Below are 16,427 nucleotides of genomic sequence, written 5' to 3' on the forward strand. Positions count from 1 at the left end.
GATGGTTTCCTTTAAAAGCCGGCTGCGCTGCCGTTGCTACGTGGATCGAAGGCACCTTCCAGCATGCCGTTATTGTGTCTGACGATGGCGCCAGCGTGGCCGACGACTTCGCTGAAATCAGGCAGCAGCTCAACGTCATGGTCGAGTTCGCGCAACTGCTGCACCGTTTCTGCTGATATGCGCGCTTCGAGTTTGAGAGAGTCAGAGGATTGTCCCCAGGTTCGCCCCAGCAACCAGCGCGGTGCACTGACCGCCTGTTGCAGTGGCTGTCCCTGAATTACGTGGCGGGTAAAAATCGCCGCCTGCGTTTGTGGTTGGCCATCGCCCCCCATTGATCCGTAAACCATCGTGCGACCATCTTTCAGGCGCGCAGCCGCTGGATTTAAGGTATGGAACGGTTGTTTACCGGGTTCCAGCGCCAGCAGATGGCCCGGTTGCAGGCTAAAGGCGGCACCACGGTTTTGCCAGGTAATGCCTGTGCCCGGCAGCACGACGCCGCTGCCAAATTCGTGATAGATACTTTGGATAAAGGAGACGGCTAAGCCGCTGCTGTCCATCACGCCCATCCACACGGTATCGCCAGGACCTCGTCCGGTTCCCCACGGTGCGGCTTGCTGGTGGTTAATTTGCGCCGCCAGTGTGGCAAGGTGATCGGCATCGAGCAGCTCTTGCACATTGAAGTCGATGTGACGTGGATCGGTGATGTGTTTGTCGCGCAAGGCAAAGGCTTTTTTGGTGGCCTCAACAATGCGGTGCACGGTTTGTGCCTCATTCGCCTCTGCCATGTTCAACCGGTCGGTGATGCCCAGAATTGCCAGCGATACCAAACCTTGCGTCGGTGGCGTCATATTCCAGATGTCGCCCTCGCTGTGTGCCAGATGTAACGGCGTGCAGCGGCGCGCGTGCTGTTGCTGAAGATCTTCCAGGGTGATCGGCATACCCAGCGCGGTCATCTCACGTGCCAGATGGTGGGCCAGCTCGCCACGATAGAAACTCTCCAGACCCTGTTCACTCAACACGCTAAGCGTATTGGCAAGCGCGGGCTGGGTAAAACGGCTCCCGGCGCCAGGCACGGTGCCGTCAGGCAAGAAGGTCGCAGCGAAGCCAGGCTGATCAAGCAATTCATGTTGCTTTGCGGCAGTGGCCGCAGCCTGCGATGCGGTAACAGGAATGCCATCGGCAGCATAGCGAATAGCGTCACGCAGTAAACGGGCTAACGGCAACGGCGCAGAACCTAGCTCTTCAGCCAGCGTTAACGCCTCCTGCCAGCCACTCACCGTGCCCGCTACGGTTAGCGCGGCTTTAGGACCGCGATGCGGAATGTGGCTTTCGCCGTGATAGAAGTCGAGGTGGGCCAGCGAGCCTGCTGCGCCACTGGCATCGATAGCGATAGGATCGCCATTGGGCGGCACGACCAACCAAAAGCCATCGCCACCCAAGCCGTTCATGTGCGGATAGACAACCGCGATAGTGGCCGCGGCTGCCACCATCGCTTCAATCGCGTTGCCGCCTTCGCGTAAAACCGCCAGTGCGCTTTCACTGGCGAGATGATGTGGGGTGACGGCCATGCCGAGCGGAGCCATGTTGCTCTGTATCATAGTGAACTCTTCATCATTGATTCTTTTGTAGGGAGGATTGGGTTAGTGGTCGCCGTAATGGGAGCCCCTACAAATCCGTGAGGTGATCTAAGCAAGAGCTGTTCCAGTTTTGGTCGGACATCAATGTGGATCGATTTGTGCTAGCTTGTGATGAAACGAAAGTTACAGGACCCATGATGAAACAGCTTGATGAACGCCTTCGCAGTCACTATCCGCAACTGTCGCCGCAGGAGCAGCGTATTGCTGATTTTGTGTTTGACCATTTTGATGACCTGATCAGCTACAACAGCGCAGAGCTGGCGCGGCTGAGCGGGGTATCGAAGGCGACAGTCAGCCGCCTGTTTAAACGTCTGGGCTATGAGAAATACAAGGACATGCGTGATGAGCTGCGTACGTTGCGTCAGAGCGGCATGCCCCTCACCGACAATCGCGATGCGGTGCAGGGCAATACCTTACTGTCGCGTCATTACAAGCAGGAGATGGCCAACCTGACGCAGTGGGTGAACAGCATCGACCCGCAGCAGTTTGGCGAAGTGATTCAGGCACTGGGTGTTGCAAAGCGGGTGTTTATTATCGGCATGCGTAACGCCTATCCGGTGGCATTGCACCTGCGTCAGCAGCTGATGCAGGCGCGTCCGCAGGTACATGTGCTCCCGCAACCCGGCCAGACGCTGGGCGAGGAGCTGGTGGATATCACATCCGAAGATATCGTGGTGGTGATGGCCTTCCGTCGCCGTCCACGCATCATCCGCCCCCTGATGCAGCAGTTACAGCAGAGCAACATCCCGGTGCTGGCGCTGTGCGAGCCGCAGGCGCAGGGCATTATCACCCTGGCACACTGGCAGCTGTGTGCGCCGCTCGACAGCGTTTCGGCCTTTGATAGCTATGCCTCGGCGATGAGTCTGATCAACCTGCTGGCGAATGCACTGCTGCATGAAATGCTGTCGCAAGGTCGTCAGCGTATTCATCAAATTGCCGATCTTTATCAGCATCTGGATGAACTGGAACACCGATAGAGGGCACCACTTTGGTGCTTTGCACCTTTTTGGAACGTGATGTCATACGGGCGAAAAGCCCGTTTTTTTCGTCTTATAATCCGCGTTTATTGGTTTTCCTTCACGTTATTCCTCGAGTGATGCGGTTGGCACATTAGTTGCAAATCGATTTATCAAGAATCTTTTGTTTCACGATAAACTCACCGGGGTGCATAATGAAAAAAGTTTTACTGGCAGTCGCAGGCGCAGCATTGCTGATGGCTCAGGTCGGCAGTGCGATGGCCGATCAGCTACAAGACATTCAGAAGCGTGGCGTCATCCGCATTGCGGTGCCGCAGGACTTCCCGCCGTTTGGTTCAGTTGGCACGGATTTGCAGCCGCAGGGCTATGACATCGACATGGCCAAGTACCTGGCAAAGGAGATGAAACTGAAGTTGCAGCTGGTCCCTGTTTCCAGTGCCAACCGCGTGCCATATCTGCAAACCGATAAAGTGGATCTGGTGATTTCCAGCATGGGCAAAAACGCCGAACGCGAGAAAGTGATCGATTTCAGCCGTGCCTATGCGCCGTTCTTCCTCGGCGTATTTGGTCCAAAAGGCGAGCCGCTGAAAGATGCGGCGGCATTGAGCGGCAAATCAATTGGTGTGACGCGCGGTGCAGTGGAAGACATGGTGTTGAGCGATGTGGCGCCAAAAGATGCGCAGGTGAAGCGTTATGAAGATAACAACACCACGCTGTCTGCTTACCTGTCAGGCCAGGTGCAGTATGTTGCAACCGGTAACCTCGTAGTAGCGGCCATTGCGCGCCAGAACGCAGAAAAAGCACCGGTGCCGCAGTTCATGCTGAAAGATTCACCGTGCTTTATCGGTCTGAAGAAAGATGAACCAGCGCTGAAAGACAAAGTGAATGCGTTGATTGAGCAGGGCATCAAAGACGGTACGCTGAACAAGTTGTCAGAAGAGTGGCTGAAAGCCCCACTGCCAGCCAACCTCGGCGCATAACGCAATGATTGGGCAACTCAATTTTGCAGATCTCTGGCCGCACTGGCCAGAGTTACTGGCAGGGCTGTGGGTCACGATTCAGATAACGGTTCTCGCCACGGTGGGCGGGGTGAGTCTGGGGATTCTCGGCGCGGCACTGCGCAGTGGTAAACCGAGCTGGGCGAGTCGCATCTGGGGCGTTTATGTCGAACTGATCCGTAATACGCCATTTGTGGTACAGCTGTTTTTTATCGTCTTTGGTTTGCCCAATCTTGGTCTGAAACTGACGGCGGGCGAAGCGGCGCTGCTGGCGATGTTAATTAACCTCGGCGCTTACAGCACCGAAATTATTCGTGCCGGCATTCAGGTGACGCCGAAAGGGCAATGGGAAGCGGGCCGTGTGCTGGGGTTGACCCGCACGCAAACCTTTATCCGCGTGGTACTGCCGCCGTCGCTGCAACGTATTTATCCGGCGCTGGTCAGCCAGTGCATCATTGTGATGCTGGGTTCATCGGTGGTGTCGCAGGTGTCGTACGAAGAGTTGACCTTTGCCGCCAACCTGATTCAGTCGCGTACTTTCTTGAGTTTTGAAGTCTATCTGGTGACCACGTTGATCTATCTGGCGTTGTCGATTGCCATGCGACAGCTGCTGCTGGCGCTGGGGCGTAAATGGTTTGGAGCGCAGCCCGCATGACAACCTTTACTGACTGGGACATCCTGCGCAATCTGCTGCTGGCGGCGCGCTGGACGATTTTACTGTCGCTGGTGGCCTTCTTTGGCGGCACGCTGGTGACCTTGCCATTGCTGTTTTTGCGTCTGCTAAAACGCCCCTGGCTGACGCGCCTGATTCGCTGCTACACCGAACTGTTTCAAGGTACGCCGTTGTTGATGCAGCTGTTCCTCGCCTTCTTTGGCGTCGGGCTGTTTGGCATTGATGTGGCGCCCTGGACCGCCGCTTCGCTGGCATTAACTTTCTACACCAGCGCATTTTTGGTGGATATCTGGCACGGCAGTATTCGTGCGCTGCCGAAAGGCCAGTGGGAAGCATCGCGCTGCCTCGGCCTGAGTTTTGGTCAAACGCTGTTTCGCGTGGTGGCACCACAGGCGATTCGCATCGCCATCGCGCCGACCGTGGGCTTTGCCGTTCAGGTGATCAAAGGCACCGCGCTGGCATCGATTATCGGTTTCGTCGAGCTGACTAAAGCCGGCACTATTTTGAACAATGTGACGTATCAGCCCTTTAAGGTATTTGGCCTGGTGGCGCTGGGTTACTTCCTGATGTGTTATCCGCTGTCGCGTTACAGCCAGTACCTGGAGAAAAAATTCAATGCCGCTCATCACCATTAATCAGGTCCAGAAGTACTACGGCGACAACCACGTTCTGAAAGGTGTCGATCTGGATATCGACAACGGCGAGGTGATTTCGATCATCGGCCGCAGCGGCTCGGGCAAAAGTACCTTGCTGCGCTGCATGAACGGACTGGAAGGCTACCAGGAAGGCAGCATCAAACTCGGCGGTATGACGATCACCGACCGTGAATCACAGGCGCGTGAAATCAGCCGCTCGGTGGGCATGGTGTTCCAGAACTTCAACCTGTTCCCGCACATGACCGCGCTGGAAAACGTGATGCTGGCGCCGCGCCGGGTACTGAAGAAAAGCGAAACTGAATGCCGCGAGCTGGCGACGCAGATGCTGGAAAAGGTCGGCCTTGGCGAACGCATTAACTACTACCCGGCCAATTTATCCGGTGGTCAACAGCAACGTGTGGCGATTGCCCGTGCGCTGGCGATGCAGCCGAAAGTATTACTCTGTGACGAGATCACCTCAGCGCTCGATCCTGAACTGGTGGGCGAAGTGCTGAAGGTGCTGGAACAGCTAGCTGCCGAAGGCATGACCTTGATCCTCGTTACCCATGAAATGAACTTCGCCCGTGATGTGGGCGATCGCGTGGTGTTTATGCATCAGGGCCGCGTCTGGGAGCAGGGCGACAGCAAAACGCTGTTTGCCAATCCGCAGACCGCCGAGCTTAAACAGTTTATCTCCACCGTCCGTCTTTAAGTCTTCAAAAGGAATAGCACATGGATATCAGTCAGTTTTCGCAAATTAATCCACCACAACGCCTGCTGATGGGGCCGGGTCCTATCAACGCCGATCCGCGTGTCCTGCGCGCCATGTCGAGCCAGTTGCTGGGTCAGTACGATCCGGCGATGACGCACTACATGAATGAAGTGATGGCGCTGTATCGTGGTGTATTTCGTACCGAAAACCGCTGGACCATGTTGATTGACGGCACCTCGCGCGCCGGTATCGAAGCGATTCTGCTCTCGGCTATCCGTCCGGGCGACAAAGTGCTGGTGCCGGTGTTTGGCCGCTTTGGTCATCTGCTGTGTGAGATTGCCCGCCGCTGCCGCGCCGAAGTGCACACTATTGAAGTGCCGTGGGGCGAAGTGTTCACCCCCGATCAAATTGAAGACGCGATCAAAAAAGTGCAGCCACGTCTGCTGCTGACGGTGCAGGGCGATACCTCCACCACCATGCTGCAACCGCTGGAACAACTCGGTGCCATCTGCCAGAAATATGGCGTGCTGTTCTATACCGATGCCACCGCTTCACTGGGCGGTAACGCGCTGGAAACCGATGCCTGGGGGCTGGATGCGGTCTCTGCCGGCATGCAGAAGTGCCTTGGCGGCCCGTCGGGCACTTCGCCGATTACCCTCAGCCCGCAGATGGAAGCGGTGATCCGCAAACGTAAGTGTGTGGAAGAGGGCATCCGTACCGCGGATCATCAGGATGGCGATGAGGAGATGATCTACTCCAACTATTTCGATCTCGGCATGATCATGGATTACTGGGGGCCGGAGCGTCTGAACCACCATACCGAAGCCACCACCGCGCTGTTTGGTGCGCGTGAGTGCGCGCGTTTGATGATGCAGGAAGGGCTGGATAAAGGCATTGCACGTCATAAGTTGCATGGCGAGGCGATGCTGAAAGGTATTCAGGGCATGGGCCTCGAAACCTTTGGTGACCTGAAACACAAGATGAACAACGTCCTCGGTGTGGTGATCCCGCAGGGCGTGAATGGCGATCAGGTGCGCAAATTGGTGTTGGAAGATTTTGGTATTGAGATCGGCACCTCGTTTGGCCCGCTGCACGGCAAAGTGTGGCGCATCGGCACCATGGGCTACAACGCGCGCAAAGATTGCGTGATGCAAACCCTGAGCGCGCTGGAAGCGGTATTGAACCATGTGGGTTACCGTTCGACACAAGGCGCGGCCATGCAGGCGGCTTGGGATCATTACGGGAGCCACGCATGAGCAATAGCCTGATGACCGCCAGCGAGGCGCAATCCGCCGCCGCCCGTGTCATGGCGCGCTGCGATGCCCTGGCTGAAATCAGTGAAAGTGAGGATGGCCTGACGCGTGTCTACCTCTCGCCTGAACAAGTGCGTGCCAATGCCCGCGTGGCAGAATGGATGCAGGCGGCCGGCATGACCACCTGGCAAGATGCGGTGGGCAATATCTGCGGTCGCTATGAATCTGCTGAACCCGGCGCGCAGGCGCTGCTGCTGGGCTCGCATCTGGATACGGTGCGCAATGCCGGGCGCTATGACGGCATGCTGGGTGTGCTAAGTGCCATTGAAACCGTACAGTGGCTGCACGATCGTCAGCTGCGCTTACCGCTGGCGATTGAGATTGTCGGGTTCGGCGATGAAGAGGGCACACGCTTTGGCATCACGCTGTTGGGCAGCCGGGGTATTACCGGTACATGGCCCGAGAGTTGGGTAACGCATCCGGATGGCAACGGTATAACTGTGGCGGAAGCGATGCAGGATCTCGGTCTGGACGCTGCCAACATTTTGCAGGCGGCACGCGACGTCAACGACATTGCGGCTTACCTCGAGCTGCACATTGAACAAGGGCCGTGTCTGGAACAGGAAGATCTGGCGCTTGGCGTGGTGACCGCGATTAACGGCGCGCGCCGTTTGAATTGCAGCTTTATCGGTGAAGCGGGCCACGCTGGCACGGTGCCGATGACCCATCGTAAAGACGCACTGGCCGCCGCCGCCGAGTGGATGGTGTTTGTTGAGCACACCACCGCCGAGCAAGATTCACAACTGGTGGCCACGGTCGGCACCCTGAGCTGTTTGCCGGGCGCAGTGAATGTTATCCCCGGTGAAGTGCAGTTTTCACTGGATGTGCGTGGGCCGCAGGATGAGCCGCTGGAGCGCCTGTTGTCCGCGCTGCTGACACAAGCCGAAGCGATTGCCTTGCGGCGTGGACTGACTTTTACCGCCAGCGAGTATTACCGTATTGCGGCAACCGCCTGTGATGCACGTTTGCAACAGGCGCTGAGCCACGCGGTGGAAACAGTGCAGGGCCGCAGCGTTTCTTTGCCAAGCGGCGCAGGGCACGACGCGATTGCGATCGCCGATCGCTGGCCTGTGGGTATGCTGTTCGTGCGCAACCATCGCGGTATTAGCCATCATCCAGCCGAGTCCGTACAGGTAGCGGATGTGGCGCTGGGCGTGCAGGCTTATCTGCAAGCGGTCAACGATCTGGCACAGGCTTAAGGAGCCGTTGCATGGAGTTAGCGGTGTTTAACGATGCTACGCCCAATGAGGCACACACAGCGATAGCCCACTGCGTGGCGATTCCTGACTGGCAGCAGGCGCTGGTGGCCGCACGGCCTTTCGCCGATGTTTCAGCGCTCTATAAGACCGCTGAAACGCTGGCAAAGCGCTGGCAAGGTGCCGAACTGGAACAGGCATTACGCGCGCACCCACGTATTGGTGAAAAAGCCGCGGGCGCGGGCAAAGAGGCAGTATTGTCACGCAATGAGCAGTCGGCGATGCAGCAGGCCGATGGCGCGCTGCAATTTGCCATGCTGGCGGGCAATCAATCCTATGAACAGCGCTTCAGCCGGGTGTTTTTGATTCGCGCCAAAGGACGCAGTGGCGAGGAGATGCTGGCGGAATTGCAGCGCAGGCTCAACAATGATGCAGAGACAGAGCAGCAGGAAGCGCTGACGCAACTGCGTGAAATCACCCTGTTACGGCTTAAGGAGAGCATTGTATGAGCACCATAACCACTCACATTCTGGATACCGCGCTGGGTAAACCCGCCATCGGCGTGGCCATATCTCTGGAGCAGAACAGCCCGGAAGGCTGGTTGCCGATCGCGGAGGGTGAAACCGACAGCGATGGCCGTATCAAGGATTTAACGCCTGAGCCGTTAGCGCCAGGCCATTATCGATTGACCGCAGAGATCGGTGACTATTTCGCTGCTGACGGACGCGATGCGCTGTACGTCAGTGCACAGATTGATTTTGTGATTAGTTCAGCGGGCAGCCATTATCATCTGCCGTTCCTGATCTCACCGTGGTCGTGGTCAACCTATCGCGGCAGCTAATTTTGTCACGGCCACCCGAAACGGCGGCTCTGCAACACTCCAATGACTGCAGGGCGCGCATTTCGGCACACCTGGCTACAAACAACACCTGTTTAGATGACGCATTCATGCACACCTGGCTGCAAACGATACCTGTTTAATGACGCATTCATGCTCACCCGGCTGTAAACGACACCTGTTTTAATGACATATTTATGCGTAGCTGGCCGCGAATGACACCTGTCTTAGTGGCGAAATTATGCGCAATTGACGATAAGTCCCTACTTTCTGTGCGCCATGTCACACGCTGCGCTTGAAAGACAGTAACTATCAAAACCTTCGGTTCATCCAAATATATTCTTTCACAAGGTACGGTTATCTTTACCGGACAATGTGAAGCAAACGGAGCCGAAAAATGAGCACGCACGACAATAACGATAATGCAGCAGCGTCAGGTAAGTGCCCCTTTCATCACGGGGCGTCTGAAGAAAAAAGCGTACTGGCACGTGGCGCGGGGAGCGGAACAACCAACCGCGACTGGTGGCCAAATATGTTACGTGTCGACCTGTTAAATCAGCACTCCAACCGTTCCAATCCCCTCAGTGAAAACTTCAACTACCGCGACGAGTTCAGCAAGCTGGATTACCCGGCGTTAAAAGCGGATATCCGCGCTATTCTGACCGACTCTCAATCCTGGTGGCCAGCCGACTGGGGCAGCTATATTGGGCTGTTCATTCGCATGGCGTGGCACAGTGCCGGTACTTACCGCACCGTGGATGGTCGTGGCGGTTCCGGCCGTGGGCAGCAGCGTTTCGCGCCCCTTAACTCCTGGCCAGACAACGTTAGCCTCGATAAAGCACGTCGCCTGCTGTGGCCGGTAAAACAGAAATACGGTCAGAAAATTTCCTGGGCCGACCTCTATATCCTGGCGGGTAACGTCTCGCTGGAAAATGCCGGCTTCCGCACCTTTGGTTTTGGTGCCGGGCGTGAAGACGTGTGGGAACCGGATCTGGATGTGGATTGGGGTAACGAAACTGAATGGCTGGCGCATCGCCACCCAGAAAGTCTTGCCAATGCGCCGGTGGGTGCCACCGAAATGGGCCTGATTTACGTCAACCCGGAAGGCCCGGAAGCCAGTGGCGATCCAAAATCAGCTGCGCCAGCCATTCGTGCCACCTTTGGCAATATGGGCATGAACGATGAAGAGATCGTCGCGCTGATTGCCGGTGGTCATACATTGGGTAAAACGCACGGTGCGGCTGCCGCCAGCCATGTGGGTGTTGATCCAGAAGCCTCGCCACTGGAAGCGCAGGGCCTCGGCTGGAGCAGCAGCTACGGCAGCGGTGCCGGTGCGGATGCGATCACCTCCGGCCTGGAAGTGGTGTGGACGCAGACGCCGACTCAGTGGAGCAACTACTTCTTCGAGAACCTGTTCAAATACGAATGGGTACAGACACACAGCCCTGCAGGCGCGATCCAGTTTGAAGCGGTGGATGCAGAAGCGATCATTCCAGACCCGTTCGATCCCGAGAAAAAGCGTAAGCCCACCATGCTGGTGACCGATCTGACGCTGCGGTTTGACGAAGAGTTTGGCAAGATTTCCCGCCGTTTCCTCAACGATCCGCAGGCGTTCAATGAAGCCTTTGCCCGTGCCTGGTTCAAACTGACCCACCGCGATATGGGGCCAAAAGCGCGTTACATCGGCCCTGAAGTGCCGAAGGAAGATTTGATTTGGCAGGATCCGTTGCCAGCGGCAACACATCAGCCAGGCGCTGATGACATCACTGATCTGAAAGCAAAAATTGCGGCTTCAGGTTTAAGTGCTAGCCAACTGGTCTCTGCTGCCTGGGCATCTGCTTCCACTTTCCGTGGCGGTGACAAACGTGGCGGCGCCAACGGTGCACGTCTGGCACTGGCACCGCAAAACGGTTGGGCGGTCAATGCCAGCGTAATTCATGATGTGCTGCCAACTCTGCAGAAAATTCAGCAGGAGTCAGGTAAAGCGTCATTGGCGGATGTGATTGTGCTGGCCGGCAGCGTCGGCATTGAACTGGCTGCCGCAGCGGCAGGTATTGCGGTACAAGTGCCGTTTATTCCGGGCCGCGTCGATGCGCGTCAGGACCAGACTGAGGTTGAGTCGTTCGATGTGCTGCAACCGCTGGCGGATGGTTTCCGTAACTATCGTCGCATCGCAGGTGGCTCATCCACCGAAACCTTGTTGCTGGATAAAGCACAGCAACTGACGCTGAGCGCGCCGGAATTAACCGTGCTGCTGGGTGGTCTGCGCGTGCTGGGCACCAACTTCGATGGTAGTCAGCACGGTGTGTTCACCGATCGTGTCGGCGTACTGAGCAATGACTTCTTCGTCAATCTGCTGGATATGCGCACCGCATGGCGCGCTACCGATGAGAGCGCCGAACTGTTCGAAGGCCGCGATCGTGCCAGTGGTGCAGTGAAATACAGCGCCACGCGCGCCGACCTGGTGTTTGGTTCCAACGCCATCCTGCGTGCACTGGCCGAAGTCTATGCCAGCAGCGATGCCAAACAGAAGTTCGTCAATGACTTCGTGGCAGCCTGGACCAAGGTGATGAATCTGGATCGCTTTGAGCTGTAATCAAACTCAAGCCGCAGCGTTCACACGTTGCGGCTTTTTCTGTTTAATCTTCGCGAAAGGCTTCGAAGGGTAGTTTAAAACGTTTTGCCAGCGCCGCTTTATGCTTATCCGTTAGCTTACGTTCACCTCTCAAAATACGGCTAACATAAGAACGCTGACCAATTTCCTGAATGAATGATGATTGGTTTAAATCGTGTTGATCCATCAATACACGCAGCAGCGCGATTCCGCCCGGCAGGGTTTTAACGCGTGCATTGAAGGCTGCAAACTCCGGCGCATGCTCTTCATATTTCGCGACTTTATCTGCCAGCATATCAATCAATGGATGAGAAGGCTGATGCTCAACCAAATACTCAACCAGCTCTAACGCTTGCTCATAATCTGCTTTCGATTGACTACCGCCAAGCAGGGGGACGGCTTTAATGAGGTTATCTGAGGCCTGAATAGCTTCGGCGATCATTCTTTGTTCTCCCGATAGAACTTAACCCATTTATCGTATTCAGCATGAGTACTGATGTGCTTAATGAAAGTACGTCCAGCGATGAAGTCGGCAAAAAACATCAACCTAAGATTGTTGCCACCAATATTGATCACCCACCATTTCACCCGATACTTCATTCGATCCAGGCTTGGAAAAAAGTGTTTAAGTGCTTCAGGGTCGGCAAAATCTCTGCCATGTAGAGTCCGATAAGTGGCATCCAGTGCTGCTGCATCATTGGGAAAGCGTAATGCCGCTTCAGCAAATATCTTCCTTGAAATAACGTGCATCATTCCCTCGACATGTTCCAACATGGAAACATTGTAGCCGAAGATTGTCGTGTTTCCAATGTGGAAACAAAATAAAATAGAGTGATAAAGCCGCGTCAGAGAGACGCGGCAAGACATTTACTTCAACGTATACCCATCGGCATCGCGCCATGCCGGGAAGCGATCGCGGTAGGCTTGCAGATCGTCCAGTGACAGCTCCGCATCCAGCCGGGCGCGGGCAAAAGGTTCGCCAGCGGCGAGTATCTCACCGAGCGGTGAAATAATCCGGCTGTCTCCGCTGTATTGATGGCTATTGCCGTCGCTGCCGACACGGTTACAACCGGCGACATACGCCTGATTTTCAATCGCACGGGCCATCAGCAAAGACTGCCAGTGCAGTGCACGTGGTGCTGGCCAGTTGGCAACATAGAGCGCCAGATCGTAATCATTGTGATTGCGTGAGAACACCGGGAAACGCAGGTCGTAACAAATCTGCGGCAGAATACGCCAGCCGCGCCAGGTGAACACTTCTCGCGTATCACCCGCAATATAGTGTTCATGTTCATTCGCCATGCGGAACAGATGGCGTTTGTCATACTGATGAACAGTGCCATTCGGCTCAACCAGCAGAAAACGGTTCACGGCACCTTTTTCGGTCTGGATGGCTGCGCTGCCACCGACCAGCGCATTACTGGTTTTCGCATGGCCGTGCAGCCATTCAATGACCTGTTGCTGTGGCAGCGAACTCTCTGCTGCTTCCATGGCAAAACCCGTGGTGAACATTTCAGGCAGCAGAATCAGATCGCGACCTTCAATGCCTTTCAATACGCCATCGAAGTGATGCAGGTTGGCTTCGCCATCCATCCAGCTCAGGGTTTCCTGCAGAACGGTAATTTTTAAAGCTGACATAAGCGCTCCGCAGCGGCGATAAGTGTCGCGGGTTGTTTGGCAAAGCACAGGCGAATCAGCTTGTGCGGGAACGGATCGGCACAGAATACCGACAGCGGAATGGCTGCCACGCCAATTTCTTTGGTCAGCCACTGGCAGAAACTGACGTCATCCAGATCGGAAATGGCGCTGTAATCCAGCAGCACAAAGTAAGTGCCTTCGCACGGCAACACCTTGAAGCGGCTACCCGACAATGCATCAACCAGGCAATCACGGCGTTCGCGATAGAAGGCGGGCAGGTCTCGATAGTGTTCTGGCTCCTGACGCAGCATATCGGCAATTGCCAGCTGCGCCGGGGTATTGACCGAAAACGTCAGATACTGATGTACTTTACGGATTTCGGCGCTGATCGCTGCTGGTGCAACACAGTAGCCCACTTTCCATCCGGTCATATGGAAGGTTTTGCCAAACGAAGAGACGGCAATGGCACGCTGGCGTAACTCGGCATGCGCTAACACGCTGGCGTGGCCCTCAGCATCAAAACAGATGTGTTCGTAGACTTCATCGCTTAGCACATAGATTTCCTGCTCAGCGATCGCCTGCCATAACTCGGCATAATCGCTTTTACGCCACACGGTCGCAGAAGGGTTGTGCGGCGTATTCAGAATCACTAAACGGGTTTTCGCGCTCAGCAGGCTGCGGAATTCGAGCCAGTCCACGCGGAATCCCGGTGGCTGCAATGCAATGCGTTTCAGCACGCCGCCGGCCAGTTGCACAGCAGGCGCGTAACTGTCGTAGCTGGGATCGAAGCAGATCACTTCATCGCCCGGACGCACCAGCGCCGTAATGGCGGCATACAGCGCTTCCGTCGCGCCCGCAGTCACGGTGATATCGTTGTTAACATCGGGCGTGTGACCGTAAAGCTCAGCGGTTTTATCGGCAATCGCTTCACGCAGGGGTAACACACCGATCATCGGCGCATATTGGTTTGCGCCCTGGCTCACATGATAGGCCAGACGATCCTGTAAATATTGCGGGCCGTCAAAATCCGGAAAACCCTGTGATAAATTGATGGCGTTGAACTGCGCGGCAAGGGCGCTCATTTGCGTGAAAATCGTGGTGCCGAGTGCCGGTAATTTGCTCTCGGGAGTCAGGTTGAGCTGCGTCATTATTTAGTGGCCTTAAGCGCGAATGTCGATGCGGAGAAACCCTGTGTTGCTGCCACTCTACACAGGATGCTAATATTTGGCAATCGAGACGCTTAGACGTCTAAACCTATCAGCGGAGCCTCACCTTCACTATGACGGATTTTCTCCCACTGGAACATTTAGTGGCCGCCTGCCACTGGATTGGCGCAAAAGGCTGGGCACCCGCTACCGGCGGAAACATGTCGGTGCGTCAGAACGCGGAATACTGCCTGCTGAGCGCATCGGGTAAAGATAAAGGTAGCCTGACACGTGATGACTTCATTCAGGTTGAGATCGCCACCAACAGCGTGCCTTCCGGGCGCAAACCGTCGGCGGAAACCGGGCTGCACACCTTAATTTATCGTCTGTTTCCGCAAGCGGGTGCCGTGCTGCATACTCATACGGTGAACTCCACTGTGTTGTCGCGCGTGGAGCGTGGAAGCGCATTACTGCTGAGCGGTTATGAGATGCAGAAAACCCTCGCGGGTCAGGAGACGCATCTCAATACCGTTGCGATTCCCCTGTTTGATAACGACCAGGATATTGATGCACTGGCGCAGCGCATTGAAGCGTTTGCTGCCGAGACGCCGTTGCAGTATGGCTTCCTGCTACGTGGTCATGGCTTAACCTGCTGGGGCAAAGACGTCAACGAAGCGCGCCGCCACCTGGAAGGGCTGGAATTCCTGTTTGAATGTGAACTGCAACGTCGACTGCTGGAGACCCAATGATTCGCGCGATAGTTACTGATATTGAAGGCACCACCAGTGATATTCAGTTTGTGCACAATGTCCTGTTTCCTTATGCACGCCAGCATCTGGCAGCCTTCGTGCGGGATAACCAAACGGATGAGAAGGTGGTTGCGGCGCTAAACGCAGTGCGTGAAGAGTCAGCGGCGCCACAAGCATCGCTGGATGACCTCATCGCCACGCTGATCGGTTTTATCGATGAAGATCGCAAATCGCCCGGTTTAAAAGCGCTGCAGGGGATGATCTGGCGTGCGGGTTACGTTGAAGGTCAGTTCACCGGCCATCTTTATCCCGATGTGCTGCCTGCTTTTGAACGCTGGAAGCAACAGGGGATTACCCTGTATGTTTATTCCTCGGGATCGGTGCCTGCGCAGAAACTGTTATTTGGCTACAGCGATGAAGGTGATTTAACCTCGCTGTTTAGCGGCTATTTTGATACCGCGGTGGGCGCCAAGCGTGAAACTCAGTCGTATCACAACATCGCCGAACACATTGGCCTGGCACCCTCTTCGTTGCTGTTCCTGTCAGATATTCATCAGGAACTGGATGCCGCGGCACAAGCAGGCTGGCACACATTGCAGTTAATTCGTGGCGAGGCCGATAACGCCAGTCGCCATCACCAGGTAAACGATTTTTCGCAGATTAATCCGGAGTCGATTTAACATGAGTGCACTGACAATTTTTAGCGATACCGAATCCAGCCAGCCACTGTGGCACAGTACCGATGCCGAGGCGATTCGCGAGCGCCTGAACGCCAAAAACGTTCGGTTTGAGCGTTGGGAAGCGGATCGCGATCTGGGTAACGACCCTGACGCGGAAACGGTGATTAAAGCCTATCAGCACGCGATCGACCGTCTGGTGGCAGAGAAAGGCTATCAGAGTTGGGATGTGCTGAGCATGCGTGCTGACAATCCTAACAAGCAGGTGTTGCGCGAGAAATTCCTGAATGAACACACGCACAGCGAAGATGAAGTGCGTTTCTTCGTCGAAGGGTCTGGTCTGTTTTGCCTGCATATTGGCAATGAGGTTTACCAGATTCTGTGCGAGAAGAATGATCTGATTTCAGTACCTGAAGGCACGGCGCACTGGTTTGATATGGGCTCTGAACCGCACTTTACCGCGATTCGTATTTTCGATAATCAGGAAGGCTGGATCGCCAACTTTACCGGCGACAAGATTGCGGATGCTTATCCCCGTCTGGCATAACGCGCTGTGCGCGTAAACCTGCACACGACAAAATGGATTAAGCCATTGAAAGGTCACGCTTCAGGGTGCATCTGACAA

General features: G+C 55.6%; 18 protein-coding genes. 13 read left to right on the forward strand and 5 right to left on the reverse strand.

Annotated elements, in window-relative coordinates; genetic code table 11:
• Positions 1 to 11: 11 nt before the first annotated feature.
• Positions 12 to 1,598: a gamma-glutamyltransferase family protein gene (locus VH86_RS19620; protein WP_045833864.1), complete on the reverse strand. Its 1,587-nt coding sequence runs from the start codon at positions 1,596 to 1,598 to the stop codon at positions 12 to 14.
• A gap of 176 nt (positions 1,599 to 1,774) precedes the next feature.
• Between VH86_RS19620 and hpxU the strand changes: the two genes are divergently transcribed.
• The 10 genes from hpxU to katG all read left to right on the forward strand — a co-directional run bounded on the left by hpxU (position 1,775) and on the right by katG (position 11,575).
• Positions 1,775 to 2,614 carry a MurR/RpiR family transcriptional regulator HpxU gene (gene hpxU / locus VH86_RS19625; protein WP_045833865.1) on the forward strand — a complete coding sequence of 280 codons (840 nt, stop codon included), beginning with the start codon at positions 1,775 to 1,777 and terminating at the stop codon, positions 2,612 to 2,614.
• Positions 2,615 to 2,808: 194 nt separating this feature from the next.
• On the forward strand, positions 2,809 to 3,594 hold the full coding sequence (locus VH86_RS19630; protein WP_038648830.1) for a transporter substrate-binding domain-containing protein: 786 nt from the start codon (positions 2,809 to 2,811) through the stop codon (positions 3,592 to 3,594).
• A 4-nt stretch (positions 3,595 to 3,598) separates the two neighbouring features.
• A complete protein-coding gene (locus VH86_RS19635; protein ID WP_038648825.1) occupies positions 3,599 to 4,267 on the forward strand; it encodes an amino acid ABC transporter permease in 669 nt (222 codons plus the stop codon).
• The gene (locus VH86_RS19640; protein WP_045813713.1) at positions 4,264 to 4,920 is read left to right on the forward strand and encodes an amino acid ABC transporter permease; all 657 of its coding nucleotides are present in this window, start codon (positions 4,264 to 4,266) and stop codon (positions 4,918 to 4,920) included. Before VH86_RS19635 ends, VH86_RS19640 begins: the two co-directional genes overlap by 4 nt.
• Entirely contained in the window at positions 4,901 to 5,632 is a 732-nt protein-coding gene (locus VH86_RS19645; RefSeq protein ID WP_038648820.1) for an amino acid ABC transporter ATP-binding protein, read from the forward strand. The genes VH86_RS19640 and VH86_RS19645 overlap by 20 nt, the downstream gene beginning before the upstream one ends.
• A 20-nt stretch (positions 5,633 to 5,652) precedes the next feature.
• Positions 5,653 to 6,888 carry an alanine--glyoxylate aminotransferase family protein gene (locus VH86_RS19650; RefSeq protein ID WP_045813714.1) on the forward strand — a complete coding sequence of 412 codons (1,236 nt, stop codon included), beginning with the start codon at positions 5,653 to 5,655 and terminating at the stop codon, positions 6,886 to 6,888.
• Positions 6,885 to 8,144 carry an allantoate amidohydrolase gene (hpxK, locus tag VH86_RS19655; protein WP_045833866.1) on the forward strand — a complete coding sequence of 420 codons (1,260 nt, stop codon included), beginning with the start codon at positions 6,885 to 6,887 and terminating at the stop codon, positions 8,142 to 8,144. The genes VH86_RS19650 and hpxK overlap by 4 nt, the downstream gene beginning before the upstream one ends.
• Before the next feature lie 11 nt (positions 8,145 to 8,155).
• Complete coding sequence (gene uraD / locus VH86_RS19660) at positions 8,156 to 8,650, forward strand: 2-oxo-4-hydroxy-4-carboxy-5-ureidoimidazoline decarboxylase (protein ID WP_038648810.1); 495 nt, start codon at positions 8,156 to 8,158, stop codon at positions 8,648 to 8,650.
• On the forward strand, positions 8,647 to 8,982 hold the full coding sequence (uraH, locus tag VH86_RS19665; protein ID WP_038648808.1) for a hydroxyisourate hydrolase: 336 nt from the start codon (positions 8,647 to 8,649) through the stop codon (positions 8,980 to 8,982). Before uraD ends, uraH begins: the two co-directional genes overlap by 4 nt.
• Positions 8,983 to 9,376: 394 nt before the next feature.
• Positions 9,377 to 11,575 (forward strand): catalase/peroxidase HPI, encoded by a 2,199-nt coding sequence (katG, locus tag VH86_RS19670; protein WP_045833867.1) that lies wholly within the window; start codon positions 9,377 to 9,379, stop codon positions 11,573 to 11,575.
• Positions 11,576 to 11,618: 43 nt separating this feature from the next.
• Here the strand turns inward: katG and VH86_RS19675 are convergent, their stop codons facing one another.
• The 4 genes from VH86_RS19675 to VH86_RS19690 form a co-directional block, all read right to left on the reverse strand.
• Complete coding sequence (locus VH86_RS19675) at positions 11,619 to 12,035, reverse strand: type II toxin-antitoxin system HigA family antitoxin (RefSeq protein ID WP_045833868.1); 417 nt, start codon at positions 12,033 to 12,035, stop codon at positions 11,619 to 11,621.
• Positions 12,032 to 12,343 carry a type II toxin-antitoxin system HigB family toxin gene (locus tag VH86_RS19680; protein ID WP_045833941.1) on the reverse strand — a complete coding sequence of 104 codons (312 nt, stop codon included), beginning with the start codon at positions 12,341 to 12,343 and terminating at the stop codon, positions 12,032 to 12,034. Before VH86_RS19680 ends, VH86_RS19675 begins: the two co-directional genes overlap by 4 nt.
• A gap of 117 nt (positions 12,344 to 12,460) precedes the next feature.
• Complete coding sequence (locus VH86_RS19685) at positions 12,461 to 13,231, reverse strand: amidohydrolase (protein ID WP_045833869.1); 771 nt, start codon at positions 13,229 to 13,231, stop codon at positions 12,461 to 12,463.
• Positions 13,219 to 14,379 (reverse strand): pyridoxal phosphate-dependent aminotransferase, encoded by a 1,161-nt coding sequence (locus VH86_RS19690; protein WP_045833870.1) that lies wholly within the window; start codon positions 14,377 to 14,379, stop codon positions 13,219 to 13,221. Before VH86_RS19690 ends, VH86_RS19685 begins: the two co-directional genes overlap by 13 nt.
• Before the next feature lie 131 nt (positions 14,380 to 14,510).
• Between VH86_RS19690 and VH86_RS19695 the strand changes: the two genes are divergently transcribed.
• Genes VH86_RS19695 through VH86_RS19705 form a run of 3 tightly spaced genes read left to right on the forward strand, consistent with a single transcriptional unit; the run spans position 14,511 to position 16,349 of the window.
• Complete coding sequence (locus VH86_RS19695; protein ID WP_034825370.1) at positions 14,511 to 15,125, forward strand: methylthioribulose 1-phosphate dehydratase; 615 nt, start codon at positions 14,511 to 14,513, stop codon at positions 15,123 to 15,125.
• Entirely contained in the window at positions 15,122 to 15,805 is a 684-nt protein-coding gene (mtnC, locus tag VH86_RS19700; protein WP_045833871.1) for an acireductone synthase, read from the forward strand. The genes VH86_RS19695 and mtnC overlap by 4 nt, the downstream gene beginning before the upstream one ends.
• 1 nt (position 15,806) lies before the next feature.
• Positions 15,807 to 16,349, forward strand: a complete 543-nt coding sequence (locus VH86_RS19705) for an acireductone dioxygenase (protein ID WP_038648791.1) — start codon at positions 15,807 to 15,809, stop codon at positions 16,347 to 16,349.
• Positions 16,350 to 16,427: the final 78 nt, after the last annotated feature.

The organism is Pantoea sp. BL1, assembly GCF_000963985.1.
GTDB lineage: Bacteria > Pseudomonadota > Gammaproteobacteria > Enterobacterales > Enterobacteriaceae > Pantoea > Pantoea rwandensis_B.